At 43.0% G+C, this 18,339-nt stretch carries 14 protein-coding genes; 11 read left to right on the top strand and 3 right to left on the bottom strand.

What is annotated here, in order from left to right:
• The first annotated feature begins 151 nt into the window (after positions 1 to 151).
• The 5 genes from R7035_RS01055 to R7035_RS01035 all read left to right on the top strand — a co-directional run bounded on the left by R7035_RS01055 (position 152) and on the right by R7035_RS01035 (position 5,867).
• Positions 152 to 1,810: a BCCT family transporter gene (locus tag R7035_RS01055; protein WP_005377772.1), complete on the top strand. Its 1,659-nt coding sequence runs from the start codon at positions 152 to 154 to the stop codon at positions 1,808 to 1,810.
• 314 nt (positions 1,811 to 2,124) lie between these two features.
• A complete protein-coding gene (gene ectA, locus R7035_RS01050; RefSeq protein WP_005393379.1) occupies positions 2,125 to 2,658 on the top strand; it encodes a diaminobutyrate acetyltransferase in 534 nt (177 codons plus the stop codon).
• 34 nt (positions 2,659 to 2,692) lie between these two features.
• On the top strand, positions 2,693 to 3,958 hold the full coding sequence (gene ectB, locus R7035_RS01045; protein WP_017820939.1) for a diaminobutyrate--2-oxoglutarate transaminase: 1,266 nt from the start codon (positions 2,693 to 2,695) through the stop codon (positions 3,956 to 3,958).
• Between the two features lie 14 nt (positions 3,959 to 3,972).
• Positions 3,973 to 4,359, top strand: coding sequence for an ectoine synthase (locus R7035_RS01040; protein ID WP_005377769.1), 387 nt, complete (start codon positions 3,973 to 3,975; stop codon positions 4,357 to 4,359).
• An 86-nt stretch (positions 4,360 to 4,445) separates the two neighbouring features.
• Positions 4,446 to 5,867 carry an aspartate kinase gene (locus R7035_RS01035; protein ID WP_005377768.1) on the top strand — a complete coding sequence of 474 codons (1,422 nt, stop codon included), beginning with the start codon at positions 4,446 to 4,448 and terminating at the stop codon, positions 5,865 to 5,867.
• 188 nt (positions 5,868 to 6,055) lie between these two features.
• Here the strand turns inward: R7035_RS01035 and R7035_RS01030 are convergent, their stop codons facing one another.
• The gene (locus tag R7035_RS01030) at positions 6,056 to 7,621 is read right to left on the bottom strand and encodes an arylsulfatase (protein ID WP_318145929.1); all 1,566 of its coding nucleotides are present in this window, start codon (positions 7,619 to 7,621) and stop codon (positions 6,056 to 6,058) included.
• A 389-nt stretch (positions 7,622 to 8,010) separates the two neighbouring features.
• Here R7035_RS01030 and R7035_RS01025 point away from each other — a divergent pair, with 389 nt between their 5' ends.
• On the top strand, positions 8,011 to 10,341 hold the full coding sequence (locus R7035_RS01025; RefSeq protein WP_262652065.1) for a tetratricopeptide repeat protein: 2,331 nt from the start codon (positions 8,011 to 8,013) through the stop codon (positions 10,339 to 10,341).
• A gap of 45 nt (positions 10,342 to 10,386) precedes the next feature.
• Here the strand turns inward: R7035_RS01025 and R7035_RS01020 are convergent, their stop codons facing one another.
• Positions 10,387 to 11,115: a formylglycine-generating enzyme family protein gene (locus R7035_RS01020; RefSeq protein ID WP_372081184.1), complete on the bottom strand. Its 729-nt coding sequence runs from the start codon at positions 11,113 to 11,115 to the stop codon at positions 10,387 to 10,389.
• Between the two features lie 238 nt (positions 11,116 to 11,353).
• On the opposite strand from R7035_RS01020, the gene R7035_RS01015 reads away from it, so the two are divergent.
• The 3 genes from R7035_RS01015 to R7035_RS01005 all read left to right on the top strand — a co-directional run bounded on the left by R7035_RS01015 (position 11,354) and on the right by R7035_RS01005 (position 14,991).
• Complete coding sequence (locus tag R7035_RS01015; protein ID WP_318145928.1) at positions 11,354 to 12,679, top strand: anaerobic sulfatase maturase; 1,326 nt, start codon at positions 11,354 to 11,356, stop codon at positions 12,677 to 12,679.
• 53 nt (positions 12,680 to 12,732) lie between these two features.
• The gene (locus R7035_RS01010; protein WP_132936628.1) at positions 12,733 to 13,830 is read left to right on the top strand and encodes a hypothetical protein; all 1,098 of its coding nucleotides are present in this window, start codon (positions 12,733 to 12,735) and stop codon (positions 13,828 to 13,830) included.
• 162 nt (positions 13,831 to 13,992) lie between these two features.
• Positions 13,993 to 14,991, top strand: a complete 999-nt coding sequence (locus tag R7035_RS01005; protein ID WP_213971271.1) for an HAD family hydrolase — start codon at positions 13,993 to 13,995, stop codon at positions 14,989 to 14,991.
• Positions 14,992 to 15,098: 107 nt separating this feature from the next.
• Here the strand turns inward: R7035_RS01005 and R7035_RS01000 are convergent, their stop codons facing one another.
• On the bottom strand, positions 15,099 to 16,616 hold the full coding sequence (locus tag R7035_RS01000) for an arylsulfatase (RefSeq protein ID WP_005377761.1): 1,518 nt from the start codon (positions 16,614 to 16,616) through the stop codon (positions 15,099 to 15,101).
• 247 nt (positions 16,617 to 16,863) lie between these two features.
• Here R7035_RS01000 and R7035_RS00995 point away from each other — a divergent pair, with 247 nt between their 5' ends.
• Together R7035_RS00995 and R7035_RS00990 are read left to right on the top strand one after the other, a co-directional pair.
• A complete protein-coding gene (locus R7035_RS00995; RefSeq protein WP_318145927.1) occupies positions 16,864 to 18,006 on the top strand; it encodes a sulfatase-like hydrolase/transferase in 1,143 nt (380 codons plus the stop codon).
• A gap of 15 nt (positions 18,007 to 18,021) precedes the next feature.
• Positions 18,022 to 18,297, top strand: a complete 276-nt coding sequence (locus tag R7035_RS00990; RefSeq protein WP_262602234.1) for a hypothetical protein — start codon at positions 18,022 to 18,024, stop codon at positions 18,295 to 18,297.
• Positions 18,298 to 18,339 lie beyond the last annotated feature (42 nt).

The following is an 18,339-nucleotide window of genomic DNA, read 5'->3' as shown; positions in this document are numbered from 1 at the left end:
GGGGGCTTTAAGATTATGATGGCGGATTGAGTAACCGCTTATAAGAACAATGTTTTATGAACATGTGCTTGGTAGTGATGAAGACGTTTCATTACTCGAACTCCGACGAAAGTAATTTAAACTTGGTCACGTATTTTTAAGGAGATTATCCGTGAGCACCGATAATAACGGTGGCATTCAACGCCCCGATGGAAAAGTAAACGCAATAGATACTGACTATCAAATTGGTCAGGATAACGTTGCGCTAAAGGTAGGCCCATTTGGCCTTGATATTCACAACCGTGTTTTTGCAATTTCTGGCTTAGCAATCGTCATGTTTGTTGTGATAACACTATTATTCCGAGAACAGGTAGAGCCGTTTTTTGCAGACCTACGAGCGGGTTTGTTACACAATTTAGACTGGTTTTTTCTCGCTTCAGGTAATATTTTTGTCATTGTCTGTGTCGGATTGATCTTCACACCATTGGGCCGTGTGCGAATCGGTGGTACTGAAGCAACACCGGATTACTCCTATGCCGGATGGTTGGCAATGCTATTTGCTGCAGGTATGGGCATTGGTCTCGTATTCTTCGGTGTATCAGAACCGATGTCCCATTTTAGTTCTGCGATTGGTGGCGTGAGCGTTGAGAATGGTGTACGTACTGACTGGGCACCGCTAGGTGGTGCAGAGGGCGATGCAACTGCAGCTTCGGCATTAGGGATGGCTGCGACGATTTACCACTGGGCACTTCATCCGTGGTCAATATACGCGCTCTTGGCTCTTGGACTGGCTATCTTTTCATTTAACAAAGGTTTGCCACTCACCATGCGCTCAATTTTTTACCCTTTGTTTGGTGAGCGTGTATGGGGTTGGACTGGTCATATTATCGATATTCTTGCAGTGGTAGCGACGGTTTTTGGTTTAGCAACATCGCTAGGCTACGGTGCGTCTCAAGCCGCAACGGGTTTGAACTTCCTGTTTGATGTCCCAATGACCAATACCACGCAGGTTATATTGATTATTGGTATTACTGCGCTCGCTTTAATCTCTGTTGTGGCTGGACTCGATAAGGGCGTGAAAATCTTATCTGAAATCAACATGGGTCTTGCAGCGCTGCTATTGCTATTTGTTATTGTTGTTGGCCCGACGATTGCGATTTTAACTGGTTTCTTCGAGAACATCGTTTCCTATGTGGCTAATATCCCTGCCTTATCTATGCCATTTGGACGAGAGGATGTGAATTACTCTCAAGGCTGGACGGCGTTTTACTGGGCGTGGTGGATTTCTTGGTCACCATTTGTGGGTATGTTCATCGCACGTGTGTCTCGCGGTCGTTCGGTTCGTGAGTTTATTATTTGCGTTATTCTTATCCCATCTTCAGTTTGTGTGTTATGGATGACGGCTTTTGGCGGTAACGCAATTAGCCAATACGTTAATGATGGCTATGAGGCGGTGTTTAACGCAGAACTGCCTTTAAAACTTTTTGCCATGTTAGATGTTATGCCATTGGCTGAGATAACATCTTTTGTCGGCATTATCTTAGTCGTGGTGTTCTTCATTACCTCTTCTGACTCAGGATCACTGGTTATTGATACTATTGCTGCGGGCGGTAAGGTCGATGCACCAACGCCACAACGCGTGTTCTGGTGTACGTTTGAAGGTCTGGTTGCGATTGCATTGATGTTGGGTGGTGGTCTAGCTGCTGCTCAAGCAATGGCGGTGACGACTGGTTTACCATTTACTATTGTTTTGCTTGTTGCAACGGTATCTTTGATAAAAGGTTTGATGGATGAACCTCGTCCAAAGGCGGTTTCTAAGAAATCAAAATAACTAGTATCAGCAGTTAAATTATTGATAAAAGCGGTATGCGAAAGCATGCCGCTTTTTTTTGGATTTCTATTTTTCTCTGAGAAATGAACAGCATGGAAAATGGTCTTATTCTGGTTGTTTTTTGTACTGTGCATTTAGGTGACTATTTAATAAATTAGACCTCGAACTATTTTAATTTTTGGTTAATAGGTTTATTTTTGTGATCTGTATCACAAAAATACCGATAAAAAGGCGGATTATTTGATTTTTAGTCGCGAGGGATGGCCATAATAAAAAGGAAATTTAATTAGACCTCAAAGGATATGTATTTTCACATGATCACATCAGCACCTTGGGTCCTTTATCCAGAGATTGGAGAAGACTCAAGTAAAAAATGGATTTTTCGTGAGCCTAAAATCTCTGATGGTGACGACATTTACAGCTTGATTGCAGACTGTCCTCCATTGGACATGAACTCATCTTATTGCAATTTCCTACAGTCTACGCATTTCAGCAAAACCAGTATTTTGGTTGAGCAAAAAGGCGAAATCGCAGGTTTCATTTCCGGTTATCAGAAACCAGACGAGCAAGACGTTTTATTTGTCTGGCAAGTTGCAGTCTCACCTCGCTTTAGAGGTCATGGTTTAGCATTCCGCATGTTGAAAGAACTTCTCACCCGAGAGGAATTAGGCGGTGTTAAATCGGTAGAAACTACCATCACGGAAGATAATAAAGCCTCTTGGGCACTGTTCAAAAAGTTAGATGCGATGAACGGCAATTCTGGCCAAGTAAGCACATTTTTGGATGAAGAAGCCCACTTTAAAGGCAAACACGATACAGAATATTTGTATCGCATTCCCCTCAAATAATCCTCAAACAATAGGAATTAAAAACGGTCTCATCATGGATATTTTCAAAAAGCAGGAATCCAACGTACGCTCATATTCAAACAATTTCCCGGTCGTTTTTCGTAAAGCGAAAGGCTGCTGGCTAGAAACAGAACAAGGTGAACGATACTTAGACTTCCTTGCTGGAGCGGGATCTCTAAATTACGGCCATAACAATCCAGTACTAAAACAAGCGTTGCTTGAGTACATTGAAATGGACGGTATTACTCACGGTTTGGATATGCACTCAGAAGCGAAAGCATCGTTTCTGGAAGCGTTGGATACTTACATCCTTAAACCAAGAAACTTGGATTACAAGGTTCAGTTTACGGGCCCAACAGGTACTAACGCTGTTGAGGCGGCATTGAAGCTGGCTAAAAAAGTAAAAGGCCGCGACAGCGTCGTTGCGTTTACTAACGGTTTCCATGGTTGTACTGCTGGCGCACTGGCTGCAACGGGTAACCAGCACCACAGACAAGGTAACGGCTCTAGCCTAAGTAACGTCACTCGTATTCCATTTGAAGGTTACGCTGGCGTAGATGGTCTCGCGCTGTTCGAAACCATGCTAAATGATAACTCTGCAGGTATGGATAAACCAGCTGCTGTACTTCTTGAAACTGTGCAGGGTGAAGGTGGTTTAAATGCTGCTTCAAACGAGTGGTTACAACGTTTGAGCAAAATCTGTAAAGCCAATGACATTCTTGTGATTGTCGATGACATTCAAGCAGGTTGTGGACGTACCGGTACTTTCTTTAGTTTCGAGCCGTCTGGTATCCAACCGGATATCGTGACGCTATCGAAGTCGATCGGTGGTTACGGTTTGCCGATGGCTGTCGTATTACTTAAGCCTGAGCTTGACCAGTGGAAGCCAGGCGAGCATAACGGTACGTTCCGTGGCAATAATCACGCCTTTATTACTGCTGCAAAAGCACTAGAAATTTACTGGGCAAACGATGATTTTGAAACACACATCAAGCAGTGTTCAGACAAGGTGAGTGCAGTTATTGACCGTTGTGTTCGTCGCTTTCCACAAATGTTTGTGCAGAAAAAAGGCCGCGGCATGATGGTTGGTATTGAATGTATCAATGGTGACATGGCATCTGAAATTGCGAAAAACTGTTTCGAGAATGGAATGGTGATAGAGACAGCGGGTCCAGACGATGAAGTTGTGAAGTTCTTCTGTCCACTAACCATCAGCGAATCAGAGCTAGATCAAGGACTAAGCATCTTTGAAAATGCAGTAGAGACTATCGCTGCGAAACATTTCAAACAAGCATCTTAATAAGGATTTTAATTATGATCGTCAGAACTCTAGATGAATGCCGCAACAGCGAACGACGTGTTGTTTCAGATAACTGGGAAAGTGTCCGCATGTTGTTGAAAGACGACAACATGGGTTTCTCTTTCCACATCACAACGATTTATGAAGATACAGAAACTCATATTCACTATCAAAACCACCTTGAATCGGTGTTTTGTATGAGTGGTGAAGGTGAGATTGAAGTTGTAGGTGGAGAAACGTACCCAATCAAACCAGGTACATTATACATCCTTGATAAACACGATGAGCACTACTTGAGAGCTTATAAGAATAAAGAAATGGTAATGGCGTGCGTGTTTAACCCACCGATTACTGGCGCTGAAGTGCACGATGAAAACGGTGTTTATCCTCTCGTTGACTAAAAGATGATGGTGGGGTGCTTTGCCACCCCACACTTTACTATCTCTTCTTTTTTCTTTTTAAAGTTACCAATCAAAAAAGGCTTATCATGACATTTACCGTAGAAAAAATCGGCGGTACATCAATGACAGCATTTGATGCTGTTCTCGACAATATTATTCTTCGTCCCAAAACACCATACAATCGTATTTTTGTCGTATCTGCATACGGTGGTATGACCGATGCGCTGCTCGAGTGTAAAAAAACCAGTAAACCAGGCGTTTATCAGCTTATCGCGAAACGCGACGACAAATGGGAAGAAGCGTTAGCGTACGTTGAAAGCCGTATGTTGCTGACCAATGAAAATATTTTTGCGGACCCAATGAATCGTATCCGTGCGGATAAATTCATTCGCTCCCGTATTGCTGAAGCGAAAAACTGTATCGCGAATATTTTAGAAACCTGTCAGTACGGTCAATTTTCGTTGCGCCAGTACTTGCCTCAAATTCGAGAGTTTCTCTCGTCTATCGGTGAGGCACATAGTGCTTACAACACAGCACTAAAACTAAAAAATATGGGTATTAACGCTAAGTTCGTTGACCTGTCTGGTTGGGATAATCAAGCGCCAAGAAGCCTTGATGAGTCGATCAGTGACGCGTTTGCTGATATCGATGTATCAAAAGAACTGCCAATCGTGACAGGTTATGCTTACTGTAAAGAGGGCCTAATGCACACTTATGACCGAGGTTATAGTGAGATGACATTTAGCCGAATTGCAGCAATAACAAAAGCGGATTTAGCAGTAATTCACAAAGAGTACCACTTGAGCTCAGCGGACCCACGCGTTGTTGGCCCTGAAAAAGTATTACCAATTGGTAGTACAAACTATGACGTAGCAGACCAACTTGCCAACCTTGGCATGGAAGCGATTCACCCAAATGCCGCTGCGGGTTTGCGTGAAAGTGGTATTGAGCTACAGATTAAAAATACATTCGAACCTGAACACGAAGGTACTTTGATCTCTTCAAGCTATCGTCCGGAAGAAGACAAAGTCGAGATCATCGCAGGTAAAGAAAAAGTATTTGCACTGCATTTGTTTGACCAAGCAATGGTAGGAAAAGCCGATAACGTTAGTTACGAATTGATGGAAATCATCTCCGATGCTCGTGTAAGTTTGGTTGGTAAAGAGATGAACGCGAACTCTATTACTTACTATCTAGGTGGCAGTACTGATAGCTTAAACAAAGTATTGTACAAAGCAGAGAAACGTTATCCGAATGCCTCGATTAAAGGCCGTATGGTCGCGCTTATCTCAGCCATCGGTTCTCAAATTGATACCAATAAGACGTTGGCGAAAGGTGTGCTTGCATTGATGAATAATGGCGTTACGCCAGTTGCACTGCACTCATCATTGAGAAATGTAAATGTTCAATTTGTTGTCGGTGATAAGGAATACCAGCACGCGATTTGCGCATTGCATGATGAGTTTTTCCAAAGTAGCAGTTTAGCTAAATCGGTTAATGTGGCTTAGTTTATCCACGGTTAAAATACAAAGGAGAGCAGGTTAGCTCTCCTTTTTTTGTTTTTCAGTTTGTACTCACAATGCCCACTTTGTATAGGCTAAACAGGCGATTTAAGTAAGTTCCTATGTGGCGATACACATAAGCCAGCAGAATGGTCTGCTGGCTTATGTTACTGATTAACTAACGTTAACTTAGTTTACTTAAACTTGCTGATTTCTTGTTCAACTTTGTCTAGTTGTTGCAGCTTCTCTTGCATTTTTAGAGAGTCGTAGTTTAGTGAAGCAGGGTTCATCGCTGTGCCACGTTGCATTGGGTATTCTGGAAGTGTTTTAAAGAACTCTCCCACAACGTCTTGTACAGGTACAAATAGCCACATGTTGTCAGCCATCCAACGCAAGTACATTTGTGATTCGCTTGGGCCTTTTTCGAATGGGTCAGCGCGTAGGTGGATGATTTTAGGCCAGTTCGGAGCAAAACGAACTGCGTTACTTAGGTTCCCTTCAAGCGTTGCAAAGTGAAGTTTCCAGTCATTCCAGCGGACAGCGTTTAATTCACCATTAGACGTAAAGTAAAGCAGCGACTCACGAGGGCCTTTTTCTTCCTTACCTTCAAAGTATGGCATGAAGTTGTAACCATCTAAATGCACACGCCATTCTTTGCCATTTGCTTTGTAGCCTTCTGCCAGTTTTTCTTTTACATCAGGTACGCCAGCAGCTGCCAATAATGTAGGCAACCAGTCTTGGTGTGCCATCATTTCATTGATCTTGGTTCCTGGCTTAATGACGCCTGGCCAACGAACCAGTTGAGGAACACGCATACCGCCTTCCCAAGTTGTACCTTTTTCACCATGGAATGGTGTTGCGCCACCATCTGGCCAAGTCATGGTTTCTGCGCCGTTGTCCGTTGAGTAGATAACGATAGTGTTGTCTGCAACACCTAGCTCATCCAGCTTGTCGAGTAAAACACCTACATGATCATCGTGTTCCAGCATACCATCGGCATAAATGCTTACACCTGATTTACCTTGGTATTTTTCCTGCAAGCGAGTCCAAACGTGCATACGAGTGGCGTTATGCCAAATAAAGAAGGGTTTATCCGCCTTAACTGCTTTTTCCATAAATGCCAAAGAGCTCTCTAGGAACTCTTCATCTGCGTGCTCCATACGTTTTCGTGTCATCGGGCCAGTGTCTTCAATCTTACCGTCGGCATAAGACTTAATGACACCACGAGGGCCATAGTTTTTACGAAACTCTGGGTCTTTAGGGTAGTAATAAGTTTCAGGCTCTTCTTCTGCGTTTAGGTGATATAAGTTACCGAAGAATTCGTCAAAGCCGTGTTTTGTCGGTAAGTGCTTATCTTGGTCACCTAAGTGGTTTTTACCAAATTGACCCGTCATGTAACCTTGTTCTTTTAACAGATCTGCAATGGTTGGCGCCCAATCAGGTATGCCGTGGTCAGAGCCTGGCATACCAATTGTTAACAAACCCGTACGAAATGGCTCTTCACCCGTAATAAAGGCCGCGCGACCAGCAGTACAAGACGGTTGTCCGTAGTGATCTGTGAACAACGCACCTTCATTCGCGATACGGTCGATGTTTGGCGTTTTGTAACTCATCATACCTTGGTTGTATGCGCTGATATTCCAGTAGCCGATATCGTCACCAAAAATTGCCAGAATATTCGGTTTGTCGGCTGCCATAGCAGCACTGGACGCCGCTAACAGTCCTGCGCCTACAGCGATTTTGCTCAATTGATTTGCCATAAAAACTCCAGATTGTTGAGAGTAAAGATAAGCACAAGTGAGCCTTATGCTTAGTTGCTGCATAAGTTAATGATGTATATAGAAAAATCCTCTTATACTCGATATAACCATAAGTTATTGCTAGGTTGTAACCATTTGTTAATTAAGAAGAAATAGGATTGTTCTGTTAGTTTGTAGAGATTCGTAAAGTAGATTTAGATCACTGAAGAGCCTTATTTTTATTGCGTAGTAGAAGAGGGGGATGGAAATGAAAAACAATAGGGTGCTCGCTTGTTTTACGGCCCTAAAGCAATACTAAAGTCGTTATGTATTGCTTGTAATTATTTGTATAACCAGTGATTTAGTGTCTATATTGATTTAGGTTGTACATTATAAATATAAGGATATCTATGAGTCAGTGGGCAGGCCGGTTTCGCATTTTATTGCTGGTCAACGTTGTTGTCAGTTTTATGGCTTTTTCTCAAGAGTTATTAACAGAGAAACCAAATATTCCTTCAGGCTTAAATCCAGAATATGCTGGCACACAAGCTTGTATAGATTGCCACCAAAACGAAGTGGAGGCCTGGAAAGGGTCACATCACGATATGGCCATGAAGCATGCAAGTACAACCTCTGTGCGTGGTAATTTTGATAACCATGTTGTAACACACAAAGGAATGCCTAATCGTTTTTTTAAAAAAGGCGACGAATTTTGGGTCAATATTCAAGGTGCTGACGGGCAATGGCATGACTATAAGATCAGCTATACATTTGGTTGGGAGCCATTACAGCAGTACATGGTCGAGTTTGAAGATGGCCGCGTGCAGCTTATTCCTTTTGCTTGGGACACAAGAGCTAAAGTTGAAGGGGGACAGCGTTGGTTTCATCTTTATCCAGAAACGACAACAACGGATGAATTCTATTGGACCAATACCGGGCAAAATTGGAACTTTATGTGTGCTGATTGCCATTCAACGAACCTAAAGAAGAATTACGACGCTGACAAAAACACTTACAACAGCTCATGGTCAGAGATTAATGTGGGATGCGAAGCATGCCATGGTCCCGCTAGTCAGCACATAGAACTGGCCAAGAAATACAAAAATGCTGGCACTTCTTTTGAGCATGACAGCCATTATGGCTTTGATCGAAATTTGTCTAAAGCAGTGTTGGATTGGGTGTTTGAGGAAGGCCATAGTACGTTACAGCCGAAATCAATTGAAGCAACCAATCAAGTGCAAACATGCGCTCAATGCCATAGTCGCCGAACCCAGTTAAATGAAACAGGTGATCATGTTAAAGGTTCCTTTTTTGATAAATATCGCTTAAGCCTTATAACACCTGAACTCTACTATCATGATGGACAGATTTACGACGAAGATTATGTTTATGGTTCGTTTCTTCAATCTGAAATGGCGGAGAAAGGGGTCACGTGCACTAATTGCCATGATCCACACACGGCAGAGTTAACGATCCCAGAAGAGGCAGTATGTTCGCAATGCCATATTGCATCGGAATATACACCTGAAAAGCATACCTTTCATAAGGCTGAATCTGAAGCATCGCAATGTACGACTTGTCACATGCCAGAAACGACTTACATGCAAGTCGATCCTCGTAGAGACCACAGTTGGCATATTCCACGACCGGATTTGAGCAAACACATTGGAACGCCCAATGTTTGCATGTCATGCCATGAAGATAAAAGCAATCAATGGGCCGATGAACAGATAGCAGAATGGTACCCGAATTCGAAGTATCGTAATCAACAACATTTTGCTGTCGCATTTTATGCGGATTCAATTGGTCATCAAGGAGCAGCAAATGCGTTGGCATACTCTGCTCAGGATTCGTCGTTAAAAGACATTATTCGTGCTTCAGCCCTGGAGAGAATGGGGGGCAACACTGACCAAAATACAACAGTATCTTTGGCTAGGGCCGTTAAGAATGAGAATGAAATGGTTCGATTAGGGGCAATTTCAGGCTCGTCTGGTTATGAATTTCATGACCGGTGGCGGATTCTAGAGCCATTACTTGGTGACCCGGTGCTTTCAGTGAGAGCGGAAGCTGCCTCGGCGCTGGTAGCGAACTACGCACAAATGACCCCTTTACAAAAAGATATAATTAAATCGCCTTTAGAAGAGTACATGGAAATTCAAGAGTTTAATGCCGATCGTGGTTTCGGAAGAACCAATTTGGCGAATGTGTACCGCAGCTTAGGTGAAATCGACAAAGCGGCCGAGCTGTATAAACAAGCGATCAGCATCGAACCCTACTTCGAAAATAGCTACGTTAACCTAGCAGATTTGTATCGCCACCTAGGTAAAAAAGAAGCTGCGATCACGGTGCTACAACAAGGGATGAAAGCTCAACCTAAATCCAGCACATTACCATACAGCGCAGGTCTTTCTTTGTTACGTCAAGGCAAAGCCGATGATGCGAAAAAGCTACTTAGACGCGCCGCAGAAATTGGTGAAACTAATGCGCATTATTGGTACGTGTACGGTCTAGCTTTAGAAAAAAGCAATGTTCTAGAAGCCAGTAAAGCGTTGCATACAGCATTTGAAGTCGGTGGCAATCCACAACACTTGTTTGCTCAATGCGAGGTTCTAGCGAGAAATCATAAAAAAGGTGCTGTCGCTTTTGCTTTCGATAGGTGCATACAAGAGCTTAGTCACTATGCACCTAAACAAGCTATTGATCAGCTTAAAGCCTCTATTGTTGGGGTCAATAGGAGCTAATTACCAAAAGTGGAGCTTTTATCGCTCCACTTTTTCTTACTTGGTTTAATCAGCGTCTTTCGCTAATCTCAGCCCCATGTCGGACATGATGACTGACTGGCTAGCAAAATCGCGACGATAGTTTTCGGATTCGTCAGCATCATAGGCAAAGCTACCACCTCGTACAGACTTGTGTGCCAGGCTTTCTTTTTCATCTTTTGCGTTTACCGGATTATCACTTGGTGCTGATTTGTAATAGCCTTCATCAAACGCATCAATAACAAACTCACCAACATTACCCGTCATATCGTATAAGCCAAGCTCATTCGGTTTTTTCTGACCTACCTTGTGTGCCTTATTGTTTGAGTTACTGGCATACCAGGCAACGTCGTTAATATCATCAGACCCCGCGTAAGTGAATCCTTGACTTAGATTCCCCCCTTTCGCTGCAAACTCCCATTCTGCTTCGGTGGGTAAACGATAGTGCTCTCCCGTTTTTTCATTCAATTTCTTTATAAAATAATTAGCTTGTTGCCAGCTAATGTTATTCACGGGCGTATTTGGGTTTCTAAAATAACTCAGAGAAGAGCCTGTAACCGATTCGAATAACTCTTGGGTTACCTCAAATTTTGCCAAATAGAAATCATCCACGCGAACGGTGCGAGCCGGGCGCTCGGATTTATTTGCTGATGGATTATCCGAGCCCATCATAAATTGTCCACCTTCAATAAGAACCATATCTTGAGCGATTTTTTGAGCAAGAGGGCTAGGTTGTGTTGTTGCACATCCAGTCATAATTAGCGAAATCGAAATAGCGGCACCAAGGTAAAGAGTATTACTTTTGGAATGCTTCATAGGGGAGCTCCATCAACATTTATGATCAAAGAATTTTATCAAGCAAGTCTATGAAAAACAGTTATACACACTATAACAAGCGCCACGAATAATTGAACATTATCATCACACTAGGCGATTAACTTAATGATTAGTCTTAACGCCGTTGGGCACAGGCTAGCAACTAAGAAGGTGATGAATGCACATAACTCAAGGTCCGCAGTTCAATGGAAAAGCATCCAAGCGATTACATGTCATGGCGAAACCTATCGGTGCAGTGTGCAATATCGATTGCACCTATTGTTATTACCTAAACAAACAAGATTTACTTGAGTACAAGCCAGGCTGCTCACCAGTCATGGATGAGGAAACGCTAGAGACCTATATCCGTCAATATATAGCGGGACAAAATACACCTGAAATCATTTTCTCTTGGCAGGGTGGTGAGCCGACAATGCTAGGTTTGGATTATTTCAAGACAATTGTTGAGGTACAGAATAAATACCGTCCCGATGGCATTACGATCTCCAATGATCTCCAGACTAATGGCACACTGCTTAACGATGAATGGTGTGAGTTTTTAAAGGCGAACAACTTTCTCGTCGGTTTAAGCATTGATGGCCCAGAAATGATGCACAACGCTTACCGAACAAACCGAGCTGGTAGAGGCACATTCCGGCAAGTTATGAATGCGGTTGAATTATTACATAAGCACGAAGTAAAGTTTGCTACGCTCACTTGTGTTAACAACTTGACCGGACGTAACCCACTTGAAGTGTACCGATTCTTGCGAGATGAAGTACGCTCCCCTCAAATGCAGTTTATTCCAATAGTTGAGCAGAAAACATTCAGAACAACCGCCCCTCAAACTTGGGAGCCAAACGAGCAACTAAAGCAAGGAGATAAACGGTTGATCCCAGGTCATAAAGATGCCGTTATTGAGCCTTTTTGCGTTGCGGATGAAGCATGGGGAAATTTTCTGATCGCGATTTTCAATGAATGGGTTTTACACGATATCGGCAACGTGTTTGTGCAGTACTTTGAAGCCAGTATCGAAACCTGGATGGGCAGAAAAAACCCACTGTGTACGTTAGGTGAAATCTGCGGGAAGGGCTTAGCAATGGAGCCTAATGGTGATGTGTTTGCGTGTGATCATTACGTGTACCCAGAATATAAGGTTGGAAACATTCATCACGAAAAGCTCGATACGCTCGCTTATAGCTCTGAGCAGCAGAAATTTGGGTTTGCTAAAAGTCGTACGCTGCCCCAACAGTGCCTTCAATGTGATTATCAATTTGCATGTTTTGGAGAATGTCCCAAAAACCGTTTTATCCGTACTAGGCAAGGTGAGCCTGGTCTTAATTATCTCTGCGCGGGTTGGAAGAAGTTTTTTACCTATGTTGATCAGTCGATGGCGTACATCTTACGAGCGACAGGTAACCCAGTGGTTCACGGTAAATACAGTGACCAGATTCTACGCCAGCAAGCTACTCAAACACAGACTGTGTTTGAAACGAAGTTTTAAGATAGTCACTACGCCTGCTACAGGCCCGGAAATGAAAGAATATAGGTTATTGAATGCAAAAAATTAAGCTGCTCTCTAAATCATTACTCGTGATCTCGATCGGCATTGCTGCGAGTCAAACAGCAGTGGCACAAGAAACAACATTGCTAGACCCAGACCAGGTATCGCCGACAACGGTTGTCACTCCACAAGAAGCTCAAATGACACCGGCGCAACGAGTCGAAAAGCTGTCTTATGATGCGCAAAATAAAAAGTTGTCTTCAGAAAAACGTATTGATGCTTTACGTGAGTTAGCCAACTATCCAAGCCAAAATGCGTTGGTTGCAGTTGCGCGTGGGTTGCAGGATGAAGATGCAGGTATTCGCGAAGCTGCGATCGTGGGAGCACAGCCATATATGATTGAGCACCGTTGGCGTTTGATTTCACCATTATTGAGTGATGACGCCGCCATGGTGCGAATTACAGCAGCGATTAACCTCGTTCGAGATTACGCCAATTTGAGTTCGGAGCAACAGCAGTCACTTGAGGGGCCTGTTTCAGAGCTGACAGCACACTTGTCCAGTAAGAACGATAATGTTTCCAAGTTATTACTTGCAGACGTTTACCGTTGGCATCGTGATTGGGATAAAGCGGCACTGATATACCCAGAGTTAACTAAGCTTGAGCCAAACAACCCTCAAGTTTGGTTAAGCTATGCAGACAACTTCCGAGCGCAACAGCTAGACCAAAAAGCTATCAACGTGCTTGACGAGGGTATCAAGCTAAATTCAGAAGATGCCTCGCTGCATTATTCTAAATCTCTCGCTTTGGTTAGATTAGACAAAAAGAAAGAAGCGGCGTTTGAAATAGACAAAGCTGCGACGATGGCAAAGACGAACAGTTACTTTTGGTATTTAAGTGGTGTTCTGCAAGAAGAGTTAGACTTGAAGAAGTCTGTCAACGCTTTTGAGCAAGCGTATTTGATATCCGGTGCTCCAGAACAATTGTATGCCGTGTGTGACATCTATGTCAGATACGGCAACCCTAAAACGGATGACTGTTTAACAGAGCTAACGAAGGTCGCTCCCGACTATGTTATTGAAGAGCTCAATCAGAAAAAGGGACGTAAAAGTGCCTCTACATCAGTTGAAGCCAATGAATTTAAACTCTAATCGGTAAATTCCATGTTCCTATTTCAATAAAATAGTGAACCAATTTAGTGACGGCGTCACTCTTTGGTGGCCGTTGGATATGTCAGTTCAATATGCGCCTGTTTCAATTGAACTATACTTTTGATTGGATTCGCACCTAGCACCTCAATATAAGGAATTAAGATGGCTATAAAGTTAAAGACGATTGTCTTAGCAACAGGTTTTGCTCTGTCTAGTTACGCTGTTGCTGCTGATATGCAAGATCCACTTCCGTCATGGAACAACACTGACGCTAAGCAAGCTATTATGGCGTTTGTTACGAAAACAACGACCCAAGGTTCGGATTCCTATGTTCCTGAAAGCCAACGAATCGCGACGTTTGATAATGATGGAACACTTTGGGCAGAAAAGCCTGTTTATCTACAGTTGTTTTTTGCGATCGATAGAGTAAAAGAAATGGCCTCTGAGCATCCTGATTGGAAGATAACCGAACCCTTTGCTTCCGCATTAAAAGGTGACATGGAGGGGATTGGTAAACAAGGACTCGAAGGTGTAATGAAGCTTGTTATGGCAACCCATTCTGGAATGTCTACTGAACAGTTTCATCAAGAAGTTAAGGAATGGTTGAAAACGGCTGTCCATCCAACAACGGGTAGACCATACACTGAAATGGTATATCAACCTATGCTCGAACTGCTCGACTATTTAAGAGCGAACGACTATCAGACCTACATCGTTTCTGGAGGCGGAATTGAATTTATGCGCGTTTGGGCGCCGGAAGTATACGGCATTCCAACGCAAAACATCGTGGGAACGACGTTAAAGGCGGAATATCAAAGTGTTGATGGAAAACCTACCATCCAACGCATGCCGGAAATAGACTTTGCCAATGACAAAGCAGTAAAGCCTGTGACGATTCAAAACTTCATTGGCAAACGTCCGGTAATGGCGTTTGGTAATTCTGATGGTGATTTACAGATGTTAGAGTGGACGAAAGCAGGTTCAGGTCCAAGATTTTCTGCGATTATCCATCACACGGATGACAAGCGTGAATGGGCGTATGATAAAGATTCTCATGTTGGCAAGTTAGATAAATCGTTTAAAGTAGGTGAAGAGCAAGGTTGGCTATTTGTCGATATGAAACAAGATTGGAATCAAGTGTTTAAAGAGAGCACTAAATGATAATCTTTGTTTGACCATAAATTGCTGCAACCAAACAATTGCAACGAAATAAAAGGCCTCACAATTGAGGCCTTAGTTAATTCCACAGTAGCTTCGATACCTAGGGTCTAGTTTCTAGGTTGCTGTGTCATTGTTTCTACCACTTTTTCAATACTTAACGAGCTACCTTTCGTTGCAGGGAACTCCTTAAATGTCTCTAGGAACTTACGCACGATAGCTTGAGCAGGAACGAACATCCACATTTGATCAGCGTAAAAATGTCTGACGTAAAGTGCTGCATCTGGACCGACCTCGAATGGGTCCATACGAAGGTTTACAATCAAAGGCCAACTAGGTGTTTTGCGGTATGCCTCATTAATGGCACCCTCCATAATACTGAAGTGGATCTTCCAGTCTTTATAACGAACGGCGTTTAAATTACCACCAGCATCGAAGTAAAAGATTTCTTTGCGTGCGCCTTCATCAGCTTTACCAGTCAGCAGATCAAGTTGGTTGTAGCCATCTAAATGTGCTTTAAAGGTTTTGCCCGCTGCTTTATGACCCTTCAATAGTTTTTCTTTCACATCTGGTTCGCCCACAGCTGCGAGTAGAGTTGGCATCCAGTCTTCTTGTGAAAAGATATCGTTGATAACCGTTCCTGGTTTAATGTTTCCAGGCCAGCGTACCATCATCGGAACGCGGAATCCGCCTTCCCAAGTCGTACCTTTTTCGCCCTTGAACGGTGTAGTACCACCATCTGGCCAGGTAAATTTCTCAGCGCCATTATCGGTACTAAAAACAACAATGGTGTTATCTGCTACGCCTAGCTCTTCAAGTTTATCAAGCATGACACCTACTTGATCATCTAGGTCCATCATGCCATCGGCGTATAAGCCGTAACCTGACTTCCCTTGATATTCTTCACTCAAATGTGTCCAGACGTGCATACGGGTTGAGTTATGCCAAATAAAGAATGGTTTGTCTTCTTTTACTGCTTTTTCCATAAAGGCCAAGCTAGCATCCATGAACTCTCGGTCTACGTTTTCCATACGCTTACGAGTAAGGGGACCTGTGTCCTCGATTTTGCCATCCGCAGTCGCCTTCAACACGCCTCGAGGTCCGAATTTTTTACGAAACTCTGGATCTTTTGGATAAAACTCAGACTCAGGCTCTTCTTCCGCGTTTAAATGGTATAGGTTACCAAAGAACTCATCAAACCCATGGTTAGTTGGTAGGTGCTCATCTTGATCACCAAGGTGGTTTTTACCAAACTGACCAGACACATAGCCGTGATTTTTAAGTAACTCTGCGATAGTAGGATCTTTCGATTGAATACCCTCTTTTGCGCCGGGCATACCAATAGTCAATAGACCGGTACGAAACGGATGTTGACCCAGAATAAATGAGGCTCGTCCGGCAGTACAACTCTGTTGTGCGTAAGCGTCTGTGAAAATGGCACCTTCATTGGCGATTTTATCAATGTTAGGAGTCTTCCCTCCCATCATACCATTGTGATACGCACTAATGTTGTATACACCTACATCGTCACCCCAGAACACAAGGATGTTGGGCTTATCGGCAGCAAAGGCTGTGGACGCAGCTAATGTACCGACCAATGCCATTACCTTTTTAATCGAGTTTCGCATGAAAATCCTCCGCGATAAATGAATCCATTATCGTTATATAACGTTACTAATTGTGTTCATCATGGCGAAGTCGAGTGAGATGACACCAAATGAGACAATGTAGTCAGTTGAATATAGTAGAGGTTTTTTGTTGCTTCCAAGTAACCCCTGTTTTTAAAAAATGTTAACTAACATGGACTAGACTTTAGTGTGTTTTAAGTGTGATAAGACGCACTTACAGGATTGAATTTCAATGAAAGGCGACACTATGAAAAATAAACTAGCAACTATCCTGTTTCTATGTATCCCGTTAGAAGTGGTTGCGGAAGAGACACCAAATGTCGTGGTAATGTTGGTTGATAACCTTGGGTGGGGGGAACTAAGTTCCTATGGGAGTACCAGAGGTGTTGAAACTAAAAACTTAGATCAACTTGCTAGAGAAGGTGTACGCCTTACTAATTTTAATGTGGAACCGCAATGCACGCCAACTCGCTCCTCATTCATGACGGGGAGGCGAGCGCTTAGATCTGGGACAGATAAGGTTGTTTGGGGAGTGCCTTACGGTATGGTGAACTGGGAGATAACCATTGCAGAGAAGTTTAAGGAACAAGGATATAACACGAGCCTTTACGGGAAATGGCATTTGGGAGACCAAAAAGGGCGCTTTCCAACGGATCAAGGCTTTGATGAATGGTATGGCATTGCAAATACGACGGATGAGTCAGAATATAGCTCTCAACCCGGTTATAAAGCTATATTACCTAAACCTCAAATCCTTTCAGCTAGAGCAGGGCAGGACCCTAAAGGGGTCAAAGAATATAATTTGGACTCACGTAGAACGATTGACAGTGAGCTAGTTGAACATGCCACAGATTTTATAAATCGAAATGTGAAAGAGAATAAGCCATTTTTCTCTGTAATTACTTTTACTCAACCGCATTTACCGACGCTACCTCATCCTGATTTTATTGGTAAAACAGGCAAAGGAAATTACTCAGATGTGTTAGCTGAGATAGATTTTCGAGCTGGGCAAGTTATTGGTGCAATAGAAAAAGCAGGAATTAAAGACAATACACTAGTGATTTGGTTTTCTGACAACGGTCCAGAGTGGCATATGCCATACCAAGGCTCTAGCGGACCATGGCGTGGTGCGTACTTTACGGCTCTTGAAGGCTCTCTCCGAACACCATTTATTGCCTCTTGGCCTAACCACATCAAACCGGGCAGAGTGAGTGATGAAATTATCCATGTTGTGGATCTATTTGCCTCACTTTCTCATGTCGGTGGATACAAATTACCAAGCGATAGAACAATAGATAGTATTGATCAGTGGGCCTTTTTAAAGGGAGATCGTGAAAAGTCTAATCGAGATGGTTTTATCGTTAACAATGGCTCTGAAACCTACGCTTAGTGGGAAAATTACAAGATGCACTTTATTGATCAAGATATCATGCCGGAGAAAGGGCGCCCATTACAGATCCCTGAAATATACAATTTGATTGATGACCCTAAAGAGGAGTTTGATTTAAGAAATAATGCCACATGGTTATTTCCTATCATGATAGGAAAGAGAGTAAAGTTTGAATCTTCCGTTTCAACAAGCTGCGATACGATTCCTTTCCCTGCTCCATTTGGATATAAGCCCGATTGTAGCAAGGGGAATTTCAATCAATTTCCAGTGGATGGATTACGCCAGAAGTAGTTTACCCCAATGGCTCTTTCTCGCGTACATGAGGTATGTTTT

Origin of the sequence: Vibrio sp. 1731, from assembly GCF_033339955.1 — a bacterium.
Lineage (GTDB): Bacteria > Pseudomonadota > Gammaproteobacteria > Enterobacterales > Vibrionaceae > Vibrio > Vibrio alginolyticus.
The sequence above is the reverse complement of the archived record's forward strand: the minus strand, read 5'-3'. Positions and strand labels throughout refer to the sequence as shown.